Annotated in this window: 17 protein-coding genes and 1 tRNA gene; all 18 read right to left on the bottom strand. The window is 57.4% G+C overall.

What is annotated here, in order from left to right; translation table 11 throughout:
• Positions 1-122: 122 nt before the first annotated feature.
• Positions 123-2,228, bottom strand: coding sequence for an elongation factor G (gene fusA, locus BN1121_RS00120; protein ID WP_005360260.1), 2,106 nt, complete (start codon positions 2,226-2,228; stop codon positions 123-125).
• A 76-nt stretch (positions 2,229-2,304) separates the two neighbouring features.
• The gene (rpsG, locus tag BN1121_RS00115) at positions 2,305-2,775 is read right to left on the bottom strand and encodes a 30S ribosomal protein S7 (RefSeq protein ID WP_005360263.1); all 471 of its coding nucleotides are present in this window, start codon (positions 2,773-2,775) and stop codon (positions 2,305-2,307) included.
• Positions 2,776-2,869: 94 nt separating this feature from the next.
• Entirely contained in the window at positions 2,870-3,244 is a 375-nt protein-coding gene (rpsL, locus tag BN1121_RS19075) for a 30S ribosomal protein S12 (RefSeq protein ID WP_005360265.1), read from the bottom strand.
• A gap of 138 nt (positions 3,245-3,382) precedes the next feature.
• Positions 3,383-3,661, bottom strand: coding sequence for a sulfurtransferase complex subunit TusB (tusB, locus tag BN1121_RS00105; protein ID WP_005360268.1), 279 nt, complete (start codon positions 3,659-3,661; stop codon positions 3,383-3,385).
• 7 nt (positions 3,662-3,668) lie between these two features.
• The gene (gene tusC, locus BN1121_RS00100) at positions 3,669-4,025 is read right to left on the bottom strand and encodes a sulfurtransferase complex subunit TusC (protein WP_005360270.1); all 357 of its coding nucleotides are present in this window, start codon (positions 4,023-4,025) and stop codon (positions 3,669-3,671) included.
• Positions 4,026-4,035: 10 nt separating this feature from the next.
• Positions 4,036-4,428, bottom strand: coding sequence for a sulfurtransferase complex subunit TusD (tusD, locus tag BN1121_RS00095; RefSeq protein ID WP_005360275.1), 393 nt, complete (start codon positions 4,426-4,428; stop codon positions 4,036-4,038).
• Positions 4,429-4,523: 95 nt separating this feature from the next.
• Positions 4,524-4,904 (bottom strand): RidA family protein, encoded by a 381-nt coding sequence (locus BN1121_RS00090; protein WP_005360278.1) that lies wholly within the window; start codon positions 4,902-4,904, stop codon positions 4,524-4,526.
• Between the two features lie 23 nt (positions 4,905-4,927).
• Positions 4,928-5,644, bottom strand: coding sequence for a helix-turn-helix transcriptional regulator (locus BN1121_RS00085; RefSeq protein ID WP_005360279.1), 717 nt, complete (start codon positions 5,642-5,644; stop codon positions 4,928-4,930).
• 175 nt (positions 5,645-5,819) lie between these two features.
• The gene (rpoC, locus tag BN1121_RS00080) at positions 5,820-10,124 is read right to left on the bottom strand and encodes a DNA-directed RNA polymerase subunit beta' (RefSeq protein ID WP_005360281.1); all 4,305 of its coding nucleotides are present in this window, start codon (positions 10,122-10,124) and stop codon (positions 5,820-5,822) included.
• 91 nt (positions 10,125-10,215) lie between these two features.
• Positions 10,216-14,244: a DNA-directed RNA polymerase subunit beta gene (gene rpoB, locus BN1121_RS00075; RefSeq protein ID WP_005360282.1), complete on the bottom strand. Its 4,029-nt coding sequence runs from the start codon at positions 14,242-14,244 to the stop codon at positions 10,216-10,218.
• A 218-nt stretch (positions 14,245-14,462) separates the two neighbouring features.
• Entirely contained in the window at positions 14,463-14,828 is a 366-nt protein-coding gene (gene rplL, locus BN1121_RS00070; RefSeq protein WP_005360284.1) for a 50S ribosomal protein L7/L12, read from the bottom strand.
• Between the two features lie 51 nt (positions 14,829-14,879).
• Positions 14,880-15,377 (bottom strand): 50S ribosomal protein L10, encoded by a 498-nt coding sequence (rplJ, locus tag BN1121_RS00065; RefSeq protein ID WP_005360286.1) that lies wholly within the window; start codon positions 15,375-15,377, stop codon positions 14,880-14,882.
• Positions 15,378-15,622: 245 nt separating this feature from the next.
• Positions 15,623-16,324: a 50S ribosomal protein L1 gene (gene rplA / locus BN1121_RS00060; protein ID WP_005360288.1), complete on the bottom strand. Its 702-nt coding sequence runs from the start codon at positions 16,322-16,324 to the stop codon at positions 15,623-15,625.
• 4 nt (positions 16,325-16,328) lie between these two features.
• Positions 16,329-16,757: a 50S ribosomal protein L11 gene (gene rplK / locus BN1121_RS00055; protein WP_005360291.1), complete on the bottom strand. Its 429-nt coding sequence runs from the start codon at positions 16,755-16,757 to the stop codon at positions 16,329-16,331.
• 132 nt (positions 16,758-16,889) lie between these two features.
• Complete coding sequence (gene nusG / locus BN1121_RS00050; protein WP_005360293.1) at positions 16,890-17,441, bottom strand: transcription termination/antitermination protein NusG; 552 nt, start codon at positions 17,439-17,441, stop codon at positions 16,890-16,892.
• A 9-nt stretch (positions 17,442-17,450) separates the two neighbouring features.
• The gene (gene secE / locus BN1121_RS00045; protein ID WP_005360295.1) at positions 17,451-17,825 is read right to left on the bottom strand and encodes a preprotein translocase subunit SecE; all 375 of its coding nucleotides are present in this window, start codon (positions 17,823-17,825) and stop codon (positions 17,451-17,453) included.
• 61 nt (positions 17,826-17,886) lie between these two features.
• Positions 17,887-17,963, bottom strand: a tRNA-Trp gene (locus tag BN1121_RS00040).
• 52 nt (positions 17,964-18,015) lie between these two features.
• On the bottom strand, positions 18,016-18,344 hold a 329-nt coding region (locus BN1121_RS00035), incomplete at its 5' end, for an EF-Tu C-terminal domain-related protein (protein ID WP_043596908.1).

The raw sequence follows: 18,344 nt of genomic DNA, 5'->3' as shown, positions 1-18,344 counted from the left end.
TGGTCAACGTGGCCGATGGTGCCCACGTTAACGTGCGGTTTATTACGCTCAAATTTTTCTTTAGACACGACGTAGTCCTTCTAGGTTAAACCCGCCTACCGTCGTAGGCGGGGATGCTTAAATTACTTGGATTTGCGCTCGTCAATCACTGCCTGGGCAATGTTGTTCGGAGCTTCAGAGTACTTGCCGAACTCCATGGAGTAGGAGGCACGACCCTGGGTTGCGGAACGCAGATCGGTAGCGTAGCCGAACATCTCAGCCAGCGGAACCATGGCGCGTACGATCTTGCCGGACGGGCCATCTTCCATGCCTTCGATGATGCCACGACGACGGTTCAGGTCACCGATAACGTCGCCCATGTAGTCTTCCGGAGTCTCGACTTCGACCTTCATGATCGGCTCGAGCAGAACCGGGCTGGCCTTCATGAAGCCTTCTTTAAAGGCCATAGAAGCAGCGATCTTAAACGCCAGTTCGGAAGAGTCCACATCGTGGTAAGAACCGAAGTGCAGACGAACACCCAGGTCTACTACCGGATAGCCGGCCAGCGGACCAGTCTTCAGCTGCTCTTGGATACCCTTGTCGACGCCCGGGATGAATTCGCCCGGAATCACGCCACCCTTGATGTCGTTGACGAACTCGTAGCCCTTGCCTTCTTCCAGCGGGTACATGTCGATCACAACGTGACCGAACTGACCGCGACCGCCGGACTGCTTGGCGTGCTTACCAGTGATGTCAACAGCCTTGGAGCGGATGGTCTCACGATAGGCAACCTGCGGCTTACCAACGTTGGCTTCTACCTTGAACTCGCGACGCATACGGTCAACGATGATGTCCAGGTGAAGTTCGCCCATGCCGGCGATGATGGTTTGACCGGATTCTTCGTCAGTCCATACGCGGAAGGACGGGTCTTCCTGAGCCAGACGGCCCAGTGCCAGGCCCATCTTCTCTTGGTCAGCCTTGGTTTTCGGCTCAACCGCGATGGAGATTACCGGCTCCGGGAATTCCATACGCTCGAGGATGATCGGGGCTTTTTCGTCACACAGGGTGTCACCAGTGGTAACGTCCTTCAGACCGATAGCAGCCGCGATGTCACCAGCGCGAACTTCTTTGATCTCTTCACGCTTGTTGGCGTGCATCTGAACGATACGACCAAAGCGCTCACGACGATCTTTGACGGAGTTCAGCACGGAGTCACCGGAGTTAACCACACCGGAGTAGACGCGGAAGAAGGTCAGGTTGCCCACGAACGGGTCGGTGGCAATCTTGAACGCCAGAGCAGAGAACGGCTCGTCATCAGAAGCATGACGCTCGTCCTTGGTCTCGCCGTCCATCTTCAGGCCGTCGATAGCAGCTACGTCGGTCGGAGCCGGCAGGTACTCGATCACGGCGTCCAGCATGGCCTGTACGCCCTTGTTCTTGAACGCGGAACCACAGGTTACCAGGATGATCTCGTTGTTCAGCACGCGCTGACGCAGAGCAGCCTTGATCTCTTCCTCGGTCAGCTCGTCGCCGCCCAGGTATTTTTCCATCAGCTCTTCGGAGGCTTCGGCAGCAGCTTCGATCAGGTTCTGACGCAGCTCTTGAGCCTTCTCTTCCAGCTCGGCCGGAACATCTTCATAGGTGAAGGTGACGCCTTGGTCGGCTTCGTTCCAGTTGATGGCCTTCATCTTGACCAGGTCGATGACGCCCTTGAAGTTCTCTTCTGCGCCGATGTTCAGCTGCAGGGGAACCGGGGTGCCTTTCAGACGGGTCTTGATCTGCTCAACGCAGCGCAGGAAGTTGGCACCAGTACGGTCCATCTTGTTGACGAACGCGATACGGGGAACCTTGTACTTGTTGGCCTGACGCCATACGGTCTCAGACTGCGGCTGAACACCACCTACGGCACAGTAAACCATCACGGCACCGTCCAGAACACGCATGGAACGCTCTACCTCGATGGTGAAGTCCACGTGACCCGGAGTGTCGATGATGTTGATGCGGTGCGGCTGGAACTGCTTACCCATACCAGACCAGAAGGCGGTGGTAGCAGCGGAGGTGATGGTGATACCACGCTCTTGTTCCTGCTCCATCCAGTCCATGGTGGCGGCGCCATCGTGAACTTCACCGATCTTGTGGTTTACACCGGTGTAAAACAGGACGCGTTCGGTGGTAGTGGTTTTACCTGCGTCGATGTGAGCGGAGATACCGATATTACGGTAGCGCTCAATAGGGGTTGTACGAGCCATTAGTCATCCTCTTACTAAGGAGTTGTCCTTAGACATGCATAAGATGCGCAGAGCCCAAAGGGCCCTGCGCAGGCAATTACCAGCGGAAGTGAGCGAAAGCCTTGTTGGCTTCGGCCATGCGGTGCACGTCTTCACGCTTCTTGACGGAGGCGCCTTTGTTCTCAGCCGCGTCCAGCAGTTCGCCGGCCAGGCGCTGAGCCATAGATTTTTCACCACGTTTACGAGCGGCATCAACCAGCCAGCGCATTGCCAGGGCATTGCGACGTACCGGACGAACTTCTACCGGTACCTGATAGGTTGCACCACCGACACGACGAGACTTAACTTCGACGGCCGGACGGATGTTGTCCAGAGCCTCTTCGAATACGGCCAGGTGCTCTTTGCCAGTCTTGGTGGCAATGATGTCCAGGGCACCGTAAACGATGGCTTCGGAAACAGATTTCTTACCGTCAACCATTACTACGTTGACGAATTTAGCCAGCAGCTCAGATCCGAACTTGGGATCCGGCAGGATTTTACGCTGACCAACAACACGACGTCTTGGCATTTCAAATTCTCCGTGAACTTCAGGGGTTACCCAAAACTAGAAAGTTTTTAACTAGATAACGTATTAACGTTTGGCCTTACTTAACGGAGAACCATTAAGCTTTCGGGCGCTTCACGCCGTACTTGGAACGAGCTTGCTTACGGTCTTTCACGCCAGCACAGTCCAGAGCACCACGAACGGTGTGATAACGCACACCCGGCAGGTCCTTAACACGACCGCCGCGGATCAGAACAACAGAGTGCTCTTGCAGGTTGTGACCTTCACCGCCGATGTAGGAGGTGACTTCGAAACCGTTGGTCAGACGCACACGGCAAACTTTACGCAGAGCGGAGTTCGGCTTCTTAGGGGTGGTGGTATATACACGGGTGCATACGCCACGCTTCTGAGGGCACGCTTCCAGTGCCGGAACGTTGCTTTTATACACGTTCTTGACACGCGGCTTGCGAACCAGCTGGTTAATAGTTGCCATCAAAAGGCTCCTGGTTATGACTTCATAAACATGTGAAAAATCCTCCCCGCAGACACGGGGACGCGAAATTCTAGGTCCACATGGCCTGTGAGTCAAGATTTATACAATTACAGAATGCACGCTGATCGGATCGCCAGATCACTCTGCCCAGTTCAGCGGCGAACCGTGCTCGGCGATCAGATCAACCAGATCAGCCATAGAGATCAGCTGACCGCTCAACGCCGTCAGGCCCCGTGCCCGCAGATCGTCTTGCAGCACATAGTGGGGGACCCCAGCCAGACGGCTCACCCAGGCCTGAGTACAGGCGGCGATGACTCCATCTTGTAGCAGCACCACAGGCTCTCGCTCCGAACGATGTACAAGGCACTGCTCCAGCGAGCGGCAGGCGAACGGAGAGTTCATGACCAGATGAAGCATGGGGACCTCAGAACATAATACGGGTAGGAAAATCGCGCCAGCGCGCCACCAACTGGTCACGCTCGAGCACGGTCACAGGGATGAGCAGCTGATCGGGCGCGAGCCCCCGCTCGCGCAGCGCCTCAGCACAGACGTAGACCTGCTCGATGTCGTAGAGCTCGAGCAGGCGAAAGGTTGGCGCATAGTGGCGTTGCCCTATCCCATCCGGCTGCTGGTTGCCCAGCAATTGATAGACACCGTCTTCGATAAAGAAGAGCGCCAATTCCTCGGTCAGAGCCGAGGTGGCCAGCACGGCATCGAGCCCTTCGCGGCCGTGGGCGGTGCCATGAGGGGCATGGCGAGTGATAAACGCAACCTGGTTCACTAGGCTCTCCTTAAAACTGCACGAAACGGTCGGCTTCCAGGGCTGCCTCGGCGAGTTGGCCCAGGCCACTCATCGCGAAGGGGAGTTGTAGATTGGAATGCAATAACCCCAGCCCTGCCGCCTCTTGTCCATCTACAACACCTCGTCGCAACGCAGCCGCCACGCAGACGTCGAGACGCAGCCCCTGCTCCAATGCCAGCTCGCACCAGAGGCGATGCAAATCGACTTCATCGCTGGCCGGCGCCAACAGGCTGTTTCCGTTACCGACCCCCTCCTGATAGAAAAAGAGATGGCTGATACGATGGCCCTGGGCCAGCACGGCTCGGGCAAAACGATAGGCCGTATGGGAACGCTCACTGCCATAGGCAGGCGCGGTAACCAGAATGGCAAACGTAAGGCTCATGAAGACTCTTCCTCTGCGATTTGGTCTCAATTCTAGGTGAGGCAGCGCCGATCAAAAAAGCCCCCGAGGGGGCTTTCATCGAAACAGGGTGGGCATCAGCAGTAGGCGATGGCTTCCACCTCGACCAAGACATCCTTGGGAAGGCGGGCGACCTCGACGCAAGAGCGCGCGGGCGCGGACTCACCAAAGTACTTGGCGTAGACCTGATTGAAGGCGACGAAGTTGTTCATGTCGCTCAGGAAGCAGGTCGTCTTGAGCACCTTGTCGGCGCCAGAGCCAGCGGCGTCCAACACGGCCAGCAAATTTTTCATCACCTGCTCGGCCTGGACCTCGATACCCCCGGCCACGATCTCCATGGTGGCCGGGTCGAGCGGGATCTGGCCAGAGGTGAAGACCAGCTCACCCAGACGGGTCCCCTGTACATAGGGCCCGATGGCGGCCGGCGCCTTGTCGGTTGCAACGATCTGTTTTGCCATGAAGCTATCCCCCTGTTTGGCAGTTATTCGCTCTCTTCTTCACCCTGCTTGCGTTGTCGGATGTAGAGATAGACGGTGTGTTTTGAAATGTTGAGCTTGTCCGCCACCAGGTTGATGGAGTCCTTGATATCAAAGATCCCCTTCTCGAACAGCTGGGTGACGATAAAACGGTTTTTCGCGTTGTTGGCCACGGTCGGATCGCGATTGATCTCGTCGATGGTGTTATCCACCGTCTGGGCGACCAGCTCCTCCACGCTATTGGCGAAGGTCTCCGGCGTGTGCTTCTCCACCTGTTGCGGGGTGGGGAAGAACTCCGCCACGAATTCGTGGAACGGCGCATTGATATGCAGATTAATACAGATGAGGCCGATGACCCGCCGCTCCTTGTTGCGAATCGCAATGGTGGTCGACTTCATCAGCGCGCCGGTGCGACTTCTGGTGAAGTAGCTCTGGGTATAGTCCTGCCCCGTGGTCTCGATATCCTTGAGCATGCGCAGGGCCAGATCGGTGATCGGCGCCCCAAGGGTTCGCCCGGTATTGAATCCGTTGGCGATCATGATGACCGACTCGTGGAGGTTTTCCAGGGAATGCAGCACCACTTCACAGTGCTTGCCGAAGAGCTCGGCCATCCCCATCACAACACCCTCATATGAGCGCAACAGCTCCTTGTCCTCAGCGGTGAACGTGCGGCTGATCGGAGTCTCTTCCGGCAGCAGCGCCTCTTCAATACCGACTGTCATGGTATCTCCCTGTAAAAACCGTATAACTCCGTCGAGTTTTCAGAGCCGGCAAGGGCTTGTCAACTTTTTTTGATTTTTTACGTCATAAGCTTGAGTCAGATCATCCTCAACTGATAAGAAGCCTATTTATACAGATAAAAAAAGGGCTCCCAACGGGAGCCCTCTTCATCACGGCTTATTCTTCATCGAAGCTGCCGGCTGCATTCAGCAGATCCGCGAGGTTCTGCTGCGCTTCATCGGCGGTCACCTGGGGAATACCCACATCACGGGCCGCGGCGGCACGCTTGTTGATACGACCCTGGTGGTACGCGAAGCCGGTACCGGCCGGGATCAGACGACCCACGATCACGTTCTCCTTCAGACCGCGCAGTTCATCACGCTTGCCACCAACAGCGGCTTCGGTCAGCACGCGGGTGGTCTCCTGGAAGGAGGCCGCAGAGATGAAGGACTCGGTGCTCAGAGAGGCCTTGGTGATACCCATCAGCACGTGGCGGAAGGTAGCCGGTGTCTTGCCTTCGGCAACCAGACGACGGTTGGCGATGTTGACACGAGCCACTTCAACCTGCTCGCCATCGATGAACTCGGAATCACCGGAGTTCATGATCTCACACTTACGCAGCATCTGACGTACGATGACTTCGATGTGCTTATCGTTGATCTTAACGCCTTGCAGACGGTAAACGTCCTGCACTTCGTTAACGATGTAGTTGGCGACCGGGCTGATACCACGCAGACGCAGGATGTCGTGAGCAGACTCAGGACCGTCGGCCAGCACTTCACCCTTGGTGACCTTTTCACCTTCGAAGACGTTCAGGTTACGCCACTTCGGAATCATCTCCTCGTAGATGTCGCCACCTTCGGTCGGAGTGATCACCAGACGACGCTTACCCTTGGTCTCCTTACCGAAGGAGATGGTACCGGAGATCTCGGCCAGGATGGCCGGCTCTTTCGGCTGACGCGCTTCGAACAGGTCGGCAACACGCGGCAGACCACCGGTGATGTCCTTGGTACCGCCGGATTCTTGCGGGATACGCGCAACCGCGTCACCCACGCCCACGTTGGCACCATCTTCCAGGTTGACGATCGCCTTGCCCGGCAGGAAGTACTGGGCGGCTACGTCGGTCCCCGGGATCATCACGTCGTTACCGGCAGCATCGACCAGCTTCACGGTCGGACGCTTCTCTTTACCCATGCTCGGACGCTCGTTGACGTCCAGCACGACGATAGAGGAGAGACCGGTCAGCTCGTCGGTCTGACGGGTGATGGTCACGCCATCGATCATGTCTTCGAAGTGGATACGACCGGCCACTTCGGTGATGATCGGGTGGGTGTGCGGATCCCAGTTCGCAACTGTCTCACCGGCGGTCACCGCCTGGCCATCTTTCACCTCGAGCACGGAACCGTAAGGCAGCTTGTGGCTTTCCTTGGTACGGCCCATCTCGTCCATGATGGTCAGTTCGGTAGAACGAGAGGTGATAACCAGCTTATCGTCGCTGTTGTGAACGAACTTGGCGTTCTGCAGCTTGATGGTACCGGTGTTCTTGACCTGGATGCTGCTCTCTGCAGCGGCACGAGATGCGGCACCACCGATGTGGAAGGTACGCATCGTCAGCTGGGTACCCGGCTCACCGATGGACTGGGCGGCGATAACGCCGACCGCTTCACCACCGTTGACCAGGTGACCACGGGCCAGATCACGGCCGTAGCAGTGAGCACAGATACCGAAGTCGGTCTCACAGGTGATGGCAGAACGTACCTTGACGCGATCCACGGAGTTGCGCTCCAGCAGGTCACACAGACGCTCGTCCAGCAGGGTGTTGCGCGCAACCAGAACTTCGTCCTCGGTGCCCGGCTTGATGACATCCTCGGCCACCACACGACCCAGCACGCGCTCGCGCAGCGGCTCGACCACGTCGCCACCCTCGATGAGGGGGGCCATCCACAGACCTTCGACGGTGCCACAGTCTTTCTCGGTAACGACCATGTCCTGAGCCACGTCAACCAGACGACGGGTCAGGTAACCGGAGTTAGCGGTCTTCAGTGCGGTATCCGCCAGACCCTTACGGGCACCGTGAGTGGAGATGAAGTACTGCAGTACGTTCAGACCTTCACGGAAGTTTGCCACGATCGGGGTCTCGATGATGGAGCCGTCCGGCTTCGCCATCAGGCCACGCATACCGGCCAGCTGACGGATCTGGGCGGCAGAACCCCGTGCACCGGAGTCGGCCATCATAAAGATGCTGTTGAAAGAGGCTTGCTCTTCCTCTTCGCCCAAGGAGTTAACTGCACGCTCCTTGGACAGGTTCTCCATCATGGCCTTGGAGACGCGCTCGTTGGCGCTGGCCCAGATATCGATAACCTTGTTGTAACGCTCGCCCGCGGTCACCAGACCAGACAGGAACTGGTCCTGGATCTCGGCAACTTCGGCTTCGGCTGCCGCGATGATGTCTTTCTTGGCATCCGGGATCAGCATGTCGTCGATGCCTACGGAGGCACCGGACAGAGCTGCATAGTGGAAACCGGTGTACATCAGCTGGTCAGCGAAGATGACGGTGTCCTTCAGGCCTTGCTTGCGATAGCAGGTGTTCAGCAGACGGGAGATCTGCTTCTTGCCCATGGCCTGGTTGGAGACGTACTTGATCCAGTTCTGCGGATTGGCAGCCAGATCGGTCTTGGCGGCATCGTTCAGCACCATCGGCGGGTCGATCAGCGCGTACTCCATGCCTTTCGGCAGGATCAGGCTCAGGATCGCACGACCAACGGTGGTGTTCTTCATCTCGGTCTTGGCAACCAGCTCACCGGCTTCGTTCTTCACGTACTCGGTGATACGGACCTTGACGCGAGCGTGCAGGTCAGCCAGACCGGCGCGATACACCTTCTCGGCTTCCTTGGAGCTGGACAGCACCATACCTTCGCCCTTGGCGGCGATACGGGCGCGGGTCATGTAGTACAGACCCAGTACCACGTCCTGGGACGGTACGATGATCGGCTCACCGGAGGCAGGCGACAGGATGTTGTTGGTAGACATCATCAGGGCGCGCGCTTCGAGCTGGGCTTCCAGGGTCAGGGGTACGTGTACCGCCATCTGGTCGCCGTCGAAGTCCGCGTTAAACGCGGCACACACCAGCGGGTGCAGCTGAATCGCCTTGCCTTCGACAAGGGTCGGCTCGAACGCCTGGATACCCAGACGGTGCAGAGTCGGCGCACGGTTCAGCATGACCGGATGTTCGCGAATCACTTCGTCCAGGATGTCCCAAACGACCGCTTCTTCGCGCTCAACCATCTTCTTGGCAGCCTTGATGGTGGTCGCCAGACCACGGGTCTCAAGCTTGCCGTAGATGAAGGGTTTGAACAGCTCCAGGGCCATCTTCTTGGGCAGACCGCACTGATGCAGGCGCAGGGTCGGACCTACGGTGATAACGGAACGACCGGAGTAGTCGACACGCTTACCGAGCAGGTTCTGACGGAAACGACCTTGCTTACCCTTGATCATGTCGGCCAGGGACTTCAGCGGGCGCTTGTTGGAGCCAGTGATGGCGCGGCCACGACGGCCGTTGTCCAGCAGCGCATCCACAGATTCCTGCAGCATACGCTTTTCGTTGCGCACGATGATGTCCGGGGCAGCCAGGTCGAGCAGGCGCTTCAGACGGTTGTTACGGTTGATCACGCGGCGGTACAGATCGTTCAGATCGGAGGTCGCGAAGCGGCCACCGTCGAGCGGCACCAGCGGGCGCAGATCCGGCGGCAGCACCGGCAGCACGGTCATGATCATCCACTCCGGCTTGTTGCCGGATTGCAGGAAGGCCTCCATCAGCTTCAGACGCTTGGTGGTCTTCTTGCGCTTGGTCTCGGAGTTGGTCTGATCCAGCTCTTCGCGCATGGTACGCACTTCGCCTTCCAGATCGATGCCGCGCAGCAGCTCGAGGATGGCTTCGGCACCCATCTTGGCGTCGAACTCGTCACCCCACTCTTCCAGGGCGTCCAGATACTGCTCTTCGGTCAGCATCTGGCTGCGCTCGAGGTTGGTCATGCCCGCTTCGATCACCACGTAGGATTCGAAGTAGAGCACGCGCTCGATGTCGCGCAGCGTCATGTCCAGCAGCAAACCGATACGGGACGGCAGGGACTTCAGGAACCAGATGTGGGCGGTCGGGCTGGCCAGCTCGATGTGACCCATGCGCTCACGACGCACCTTGGTCTGAGTCACTTCAACGCCGCACTTCTCGCAGATCACACCGCGGTGCTTGAGGCGCTTGTACTTGCCGCACAGACACTCGTAGTCCTTCACCGGCCCGAAGATACGGGCACAGAACAGACCATCGCGCTCCGGCTTGAAGGTACGGTAGTTGATGGTCTCAGGCTTCTTGACCTCACCGAATGACCACGAGCGGATCATGTCGGGAGAGGCCAGACCGATTTTGATGCTATCAAACTCTTCGGTCTTGGTCTGAGCCTTCAAAAACTTGAGTAAGTCTTTCACGTGTTTCCCCTGTCAGGAGTCTAACCTCGGCGCCCCAACTGCCTAAACAGCGGGGCGCCCACGTCAATTTGCGAACAATAAGAGCGTGCTCTTACTCTTCTTCCAGCTCGATGTTGATACCCAGGGAGCGGATTTCCTTCAGCAGTACGTTGAAGGACTCGGGCATGCCCGGCTCCATACGGTGGTCACCGTCCACGATGTTCTTGTACATCTTGGTACGGCCGTTCACATCGTCAGACTTGACGGTCAGCATCTCCTGCAGGGTGTATGCCGCACCGTAAGCCTCCAGGGCCCACACTTCCATCTCACCGAAACGCTGACCACCGAATTGAGCCTTACCACCCAGCGGCTGCTGGGTAACCAGGCTGTAGGAGCCGGTAGAACGCGCGTGCATCTTGTCGTCTACCAGGTGGTTCAGCTTCAGCATGTACATGTAGCCAACGGTAACCTTGCGCTCGAACGGCTTGCCGGTGCGGCCGTCGATCAGGGTGATCTGACCGGACTCCGGCAGATCGGCCAGCTTCAGCAGCGCCTTGATTTCGCGCTCCTTGGCACCGTCAAACACCGGAGTGGCGACCGGCAGACCCTTACGCAGGTTGCTGACCAGGGTACGCACTTCGTCGTCGGAGAGCTCGGCGATGTCGACTTGCTGGCTGTCCTTCTCGCCCAGGTCATAGACCTGTTGCAGGAAGTTGCGCATCTCGTGCAGCTCGCGTTGCTCCTTGACCATGCGATCGATCTTCTCGCCGATCCCCTTGGCCGCCAGGCCCAGGTGAACTTCGAGGATCTGACCGATGTTCATACGAGACGGAACGCCCAGCGGGTTCAGTACGATGTCGACCGGACGGCCGAACTCGTCATGCGGCATGTCTTCGACCGGGTTGATCTTGGAGACCACCCCCTTGTTACCGTGACGGCCCGCCATCTTGTCACCCGGCTGGATACGACGCTTAACGGCCAGATAGACCTTGACGATCTTCAGCACGCCCGGCGCCAGGTCATCACCCTGGATGATCTTGCGACGCTTGTTCTCGAACTTCTTGTCGAAGTCGGCTTTCAGCTCGACGTGCTGCTCGGCGATCTGCTCCAGCTCGGTCTGCTTGCCTTCGTCTTCGATGGCCAGCTCGAACCACTTGGCGCGATCCAGCTTGGAGAGCTTCTCTTCGCTGTAGCCAGAAGCGATCAGCAGGTTGCGAGCACGACCGAAGATACCGTTCTCGAGGATCTTGAACTCCTCGGTCAGGTCCTTCTTGGCCTGCTTGAGCTGCATCTCTTCGATTTCTTTGGCACGCTTGTCCTTCTCCACGCCATCGCGGGTAAAGACTTGCACGTCGACCACGGTACCGTAGACGCCGTTCGGCACGCGCAGGGAGGAGTCCTTCACATCGGAGGCCTTCTCACCGAAGATGGCGCGCAGCAGCTTCTCTTCCGGGGTCAGTTGGGTTTCACCCTTCGGAGTCACCTTACCAACCAGAATGTCGCCACCCTTCACCTCGGCACCCACGTAGACGATACCGGACTCGTCCAGCTTGGACAGAGCGGCTTCACCCACGTTCGGGATATCGGCGGTGATCTCCTCCGGGCCCAGCTTGGTATCACGAGAGATGCAGGCCAGTTCCTGGATGTGGATGGTGGTCAGACGGTCTTCCTGAACGATTCGCTCGTTAAGCAGGATGGAGTCTTCGAAGTTGTAACCGTTCCACGGCATGAACGCGACGCGCAGGTTTTGGCCCAGCGCCAGTTCGCCCAGATCGGTGGACGGACCGTCAGCCAGCACGTCACCGGCCATCACCGGCTCACCCAGCATCACGCAGGGGCGCTGGTTGATACAGGTGTTCTGGTTGGAACGGGTGTACTTGGTCAGGTTATAGATGTCGATACCGGCTTCGCCAGGCATCAGCTCATCTTCGTTCACCTTGATCACGATGCGGGAAGAGTCGACCTGGTCAACCATACCGCCACGCTTGGCGACGACGGTTACACCGGAGTCAACGGCCACAGCACGTTCCATACCGGTACCAACCAGCGGCTTGTCGGAGCGCAGGGTCGGCACGGCCTGACGTTGCATGTTCGAACCCATCAGTGCACGGTTCGCGTCATCGTGTTCGAGGAACGGGATCAGGGCCGCAGCAACGGAAACGATCTGTTGCGGGCTCACATCCATGTACTGGATCTGATCGGCGTTCATGAAGGTGGATTCGCCCTTGTGACGGCAGGGGATCAGCTCGTCTTTCAGGCGGCCGTCTTCGGTGGTCGCGGCGTTAGCCTGAGCGATCACGTACTTGCCTTCCTCGATGGCGGAGAGGTACTCGACCTCATCGGTGATGACGCCGTCGATCACCTTGCGGTACGGAGTCTCGAGGAAGCCGTACTCGTTGGTACGGGAGTAGACGGACAGGGAGTTGATCAGACCGATGTTCGGACCTTCCGGAGTTTCGATCGGGCACAGACGACCGTAGTGGGTCGGGTGCACGTCTCGCACTTCGAAGCCGGCGCGCTCACGGGTCAGACCGCCCGGGCCCAGCGCGGAGATACGGCGCTTGTGGGTCACTTCGGACAGCGGGTTGTTTTGGTCCATGAACTGAGACAGCTGGCTGGAACCAAAGAACTCTTTGACCGCGGCGGAGATCGGTTTGGCGTTGATCAGATCCTGCGGCATCAGCGCATCCAGGTCGCCCAGAGACAGGCGTTCCTTGACCGCACGCTCGACACGGACCAGACCGACGCGGAACTGGTTTTCGGCCATTTCACCGACGGAACGGATACGACGGTTACCCAGGTGGTCGATATCGTCCACTTCGTCGTTGCCGTTACGGATGTCGATGAGGCGCTTCATGACATCAACGATGTCATCCTTGGTCAGCACGCCCACGCCAGTCTCGTCTTCACGACCCAGACGGCGGTTGAACTTCATGCGACCCACGGTAGACAGATCGTAGCGCTCGGAAGAGAAGAACAGGTTCTCAAACAGCTGCTCGGCGGCCTCGCGGGTGGGCGGCTCGCCCGGACGCATCATGCGGTAGATTTCTACCAGCGCTTCCAGGCGGTTGCTGCTGGAATCGATGCGCAGGGTCTCGGACATGTAAGCACCGTGGTCCAGTTCGTTGGTGAACAGAACCTCGAAATGCTTGAAGCCAGCCTGAGACAGGTTGGCGATCGCCTCCAGGCTCAATTCCTGGTTGGCGGTGACGACCAGCTCGCTGGTCTGCGGGTTCAGGTATTCCTTGGCGGAAACCTTGCCCACGACGTATTCCACCGGCACCTCGATCTGGGTGACAGCGTCTTTTTCCAGCTGGCGGATGTGACGGGCGGTGATACGGCGACCCTTCTCCACGACCACGCTGCCATTGGCAACGATGTCGAAGGTGGCAGTTTCGCCACGCAGGCGCTCGGGCACCAGATCCATCATCAACTTACCATCCTTGATTTCGAAACGAATGGTTTCGAAGAAGGTGGCCAGGATCTCTTCAGTGGTGAAGTCCAGGGCACGCAGGATGATAGAAGCCGGCAGCTTACGACGACGGTCGATACGCACGAACAGGTTGTCCTTGGCATCGAACTCGAAGTCCAGCCTGGAACCACGGTAGGGAATAACGCGCGCGTTATACAGCACCTTACCGGAGGAATGGGTCTTGCCCTTGTCGTGGTCGAAGAAGACGCCCGGGCTGCGGTGCAGCTGGGAGACGATAACACGCTCGGTACCGTTGATGACAAAAGTACCGTTATCGGTCATGAGCGGGATCTCGCCCATGTACACTTCTTGTTCCTTGATGTCTTTGACGGTGCCGGCTGCTGCTTCACGATCGTACAGGACCATGCGAAGTTTGACGCGCAGCGGCGCGGAGTAGGTCACTCCACGGATTTGGCATTCTTTTACGTCAAATACCGGCTCACCCAGGCGATAGCTGACATACTGAAGCTCAGCACTACCGGAGTAACTGGTGATCGGGAAAACGCTACGGAAGGCGGCCTCAAGGCCATACGCACCCTCCGGGTCAGCCTCGATGAACTGCTTGAAGGAGTCCAGCTGAATGGACAACAGATAAGGCGTGTCCAGTACCTGGTCTCGCTTACCGAAGTCCTTACGAATGCGTTTTTTTTCGGTATAAGAGTAAACCATAGGGTTCCTCAGCTCGCTGATAAGTGACCCACTCTGCCCAAGGGGGCAGCTCTGTCAACACCGTTTTTGTAGACCGGACGGCAAGGCCGTCCAGGGCTGCGATTCTGAGAGACGAAAACGGTGTGAAATGCTCTCAGTCTACAGCGCAAAAGGGCCGGTGAACAAAAATTCACCAGCCCTAGCCTGATTAGTCTCAGGCTAATCTACATAAATGCAGATTATTTGACCTCAACGGAGGCACCGGCAGCTTCCAGCTCTTTCTTCAGAGCTTCAGCTTCGTCCTTGGACACGCCTTCCTTCAGGTTAGCCGGAGCGGACTCAACCAGATCCTTAGCTTCCTTCAGGCCCAGACCGGTGGCGCCACGAACAGCCTTGATAACGGCTACTTTGTTGGCACCGGCGTTGGTCAGAACTACGTCGAACTCGGTCTTCTCTTCTACGGCTTCAACAGCAGCCGGGCCAGCCATTACGGCAGCAGCAGCGGAAACACCGAACTTCTCTTCCATGGCGGAGATCAGCTCAACAACTTCCATTACGGACATGGAAGCAACGGCTTCGATGATTTGGTCTTTAGTGATAGACATGACAAAAATTCCTGATATTGAAATGACTTAAACTGCCTATAGAGGCGAGAATCAAGCAGCTTCTTTCTGATCGCGGACAGCAGCGATAGTACGAACCAGCTTGCCAGCGGCGGCTTCCTTCATGGTAGCCATCAGCTTTGCAATTGCTTCTTCGTAAGTCGGCAGCGTGGCCAGACGATCGATTTGTGCAGCGGCGATAAACTCACCGTTAAAAGCGCCAGCCTTGATCTCGAACTTTTGGTTCGTTTTGGCAAACTCTTTGAACAGACGAGCAGCAGCGCCCGGGTGTTCGTTGGAGAATGCGATCAGGGTCGGACCGCTGAAAGCGTCGTTCAGGCACGCGAATTCGGTACCTTCAACAGCGCGACGCAGCAGGGTGTTACGCACAACGCGCATATACACACCAGCTTCACGAGCGCTCTTACGCAGGGCGGTCATCTTGTCTACAGTAACGCCACGAGAATCGGCAACCACTGCGGACAGGGCGCCTTTGGCAGCTTCGGCGACTTCAGCAACGATCTGCTTTTTGTCTTCGAGTCCTAATGCCATTGGCTTAACTCCTGGATATAACCTGGGCCACCGTGACCCAGAAATAAAACACCCCTCGCGGGGAACGATATCGGTGGCAGGATTCCAGAAGAGAAAAAATTCTCTCTCGCTGGGTTTCCGGCACCGTCTACGCAGGAAAATTAAGGTTTTTCAACCACCTGCGGTCTTGGACGGAGGCGAAGCCCCCAACCAAACTCAAGGCGCAAAATTGTAGTACAAATTTTGCGCCTTGTAAATCAGCTCAATTAGGCTTGTGCTTCCAGGGAGGCCTGGTCAACAGCAACACCTGCACCCATAGTGGTGGAGATGCTTACCTTCTTGATGTACTGGCCTTTAGCGGAAGACGGCTTGGCCTTCTTCAGGGCAACCAGCAGGGCTTCGAGGTTCTCTTTCAGCTGAACTTCGTTGAAGGAGACCTTACCCAGAGTGGTATGGATGATACCGTTCTTGTCGTTACGATAACGAACCTGACCAGCCTTGGCGTTCTTAACGGCTTCGGCAACGTTCGGGGTTACAGTACCAACTTTCGGGTTCGGCATCAGGCCACGCGGACCCAGGATCTGACCCAGTTGACCAACAACGCGCATGGCATCCGGGGAAGCGATGACGACGTCGAAGTTCATTTCGCCCTTCTTGACCTGCTCAGCCAGGTCATCCATGCCAACCAGTTCAGCACCGGCAGCCTTGGCGGCTTCGGCGTTGGCACCCTGGGTGAACACAGCGACGCGGACGTCACGACCGGTACCGTGCGGCAGCACAGTGGCGCCACGGACGTTCTGGTCGGACTTACGAGCGTCGATGCCGAGGTTAACGGCAACGTCTACGCTCTCAACGAACTTGGCGGTGGCCAGTTCTTTCAGCAGGGCAATGGCTTCGTTGATGGAATACTCTTTGGTACCGTCAACTTTCTCGCGAATTACGCGCATGCGCTTGGACAGTTTAGCCATCGTCTTATTCCTCCACTACCAGGCCCATGGAACGGGCGGAACCGGCGATGCAACGAACTTTGGCAGCCAGGTCGGCACCAGTCATGTCCGGCTCTTTGGTCTTGGCGATCTCTTCCAGCTGGGCAATAGTCACTTTACCGACCTTGTCCTTGTTGGGCTTGGAAGAACCAGACTTGATGCCAGCGGCTTTCTTCAGCAGGAAGGAAGCGGGCGGAGTCTTGGTTTCGAAGGTGAAGGAACGATCGCTGTACACGGTGATAACGACCGGAGTCGGAGCACCCTTTTCCAGCTTCTCTGTACGAGCGTTGAACGCCTTACAGAATTCCATGATGTTCACACCGTGTTGACCCAGTGCCGGACCAACAGGGGGGGACGGGTTAGCTGCACCAGCAGCAACCTGCAGCTTGATATAAGCTGTGACTTTCTTAGCCATTACAAAATTACCTCAAAAATGGGTTCTAACGCCTCGGAGACATGCTCCTGCAAACGGCTCCCCAACTAAAAAGGGGCAGCGAATTATAGTGATATTCGCTGCCCCTGACAACACATCATGTGCAGAACTTAATCAGCCTTTCTCAACCTGGCTGAAGTCGAGCTCCACCGGAGTGGAACGACCGAAGATGAGAACAGAGACCTTGAGACGGCTCTTCTCGTAATCGACCTCTTCGACCACGCCGTTGAAGTCGGCGAACGGACCATCGGCGACACGCACCATCTCGCCCGGCTCGAACAGGGTCTTCGGCTTCGGCTTGTCGTGGGCGTCCTGCAGACGGTTCAGGATGGCATCGGCCTCTTTGTCGGAGATCGGAGCCGGACGGTCGGAGGTTCCACCGATGAACCCCATGACACGCGGTACGTTACGCACCAAGTGCCAGGAAGTCTCGTCCATGATCATCTGCACCAGGACATAACCCGGGAAAAACTTGCGCTCGCTCTTGCGCTTCTGGCCGGCGCGCATCTCGACCACTTCTTCGGTCGGGACCAGCACTTCGCCAAACTTCTCTTCCATGCCGTGCATCTTGATATGCTCGCGCAGGGATTTGGCAACACGGCCTTCGTAGCCGGAGAATGCCTGCACTACATACCATCTCATACGTTGTTCACGTTGCTCAGTCATGGTTATTCCTTACACACCGGTAATGAGGTTGACCAGCCATACCAGGGCGCCGTCCAGCAAGAACAGCAGCAGACCCATGACAGCAGTCACCGCCAGCACAATCAGGGTTGTCTGAATGGCTTCCTGACGGGTCGGCCATACGACCTTGCGCACTTCGAGGCGGGACTCGCGAGCAAAAGCCAGGGTAGCCTTACCCTTGGTGGTTTGCAGGGCCAGAGCGCCTGCCACTGCGATAACAACGACCACACCCACAGCGCGGACGACGGCGGGAACACCGCTGCTCAGCAGGTAGTTACCCACTACAGCGGCCGCCAGGATGATGAAAACCAGGCCCCAAAGCAGGGTATCCTTGCTTCCGCCCTGGCTCTCAGAATTCACACTCATACAACCTACCTGTATCTGACGTTACCAAAGACACAAAAGCCCCGCACTTGGCGAGGTATGCTGGCAGGGGCGGAGGGACTCGAACCCCCAACCATCGGTTTTGGAGACCGCTGTTCTACCAATTCGAACTACGCCCCTGCATAAGAAAGCCCCTATTATAGGGGCTTTCATTATTCATTGTAAGCCTTGATTACTCGATAACCTTGGCTACAACGCCGGCACCAACGGTACGGCCGCCTTCACGGATTGCGAAGCGCAGACCGTCGTCCATCGCGATCGGGCAGATCAGGGTAACAACCATCTTGATGTTGTCACCCGGCATTACCATCTCTACGCCTTCCGGCAGCTCGATGGTACCGGTCACGTCGGTAGTACGGAAGTAGAACTGCGGACGGTAGCCCTTGAAGAACGGGGTGTGACGACCACCTTCTTCCTTGGACAGTACGTATACTTCGGACTCGAACTTGGTGTGCGGGTTGATGGTGCCCGGCTTGGCCAATACCTGACCACGCTCTACGT

The organism is Aeromonas diversa CDC 2478-85 (assembly GCF_000819805.1).
In the GTDB taxonomy this organism is placed as follows: Bacteria; Pseudomonadota; Gammaproteobacteria; order Enterobacterales; family Aeromonadaceae; genus Aeromonas; species Aeromonas diversa.
This window is presented reverse-complemented; position numbering and strand designations above follow the sequence as displayed.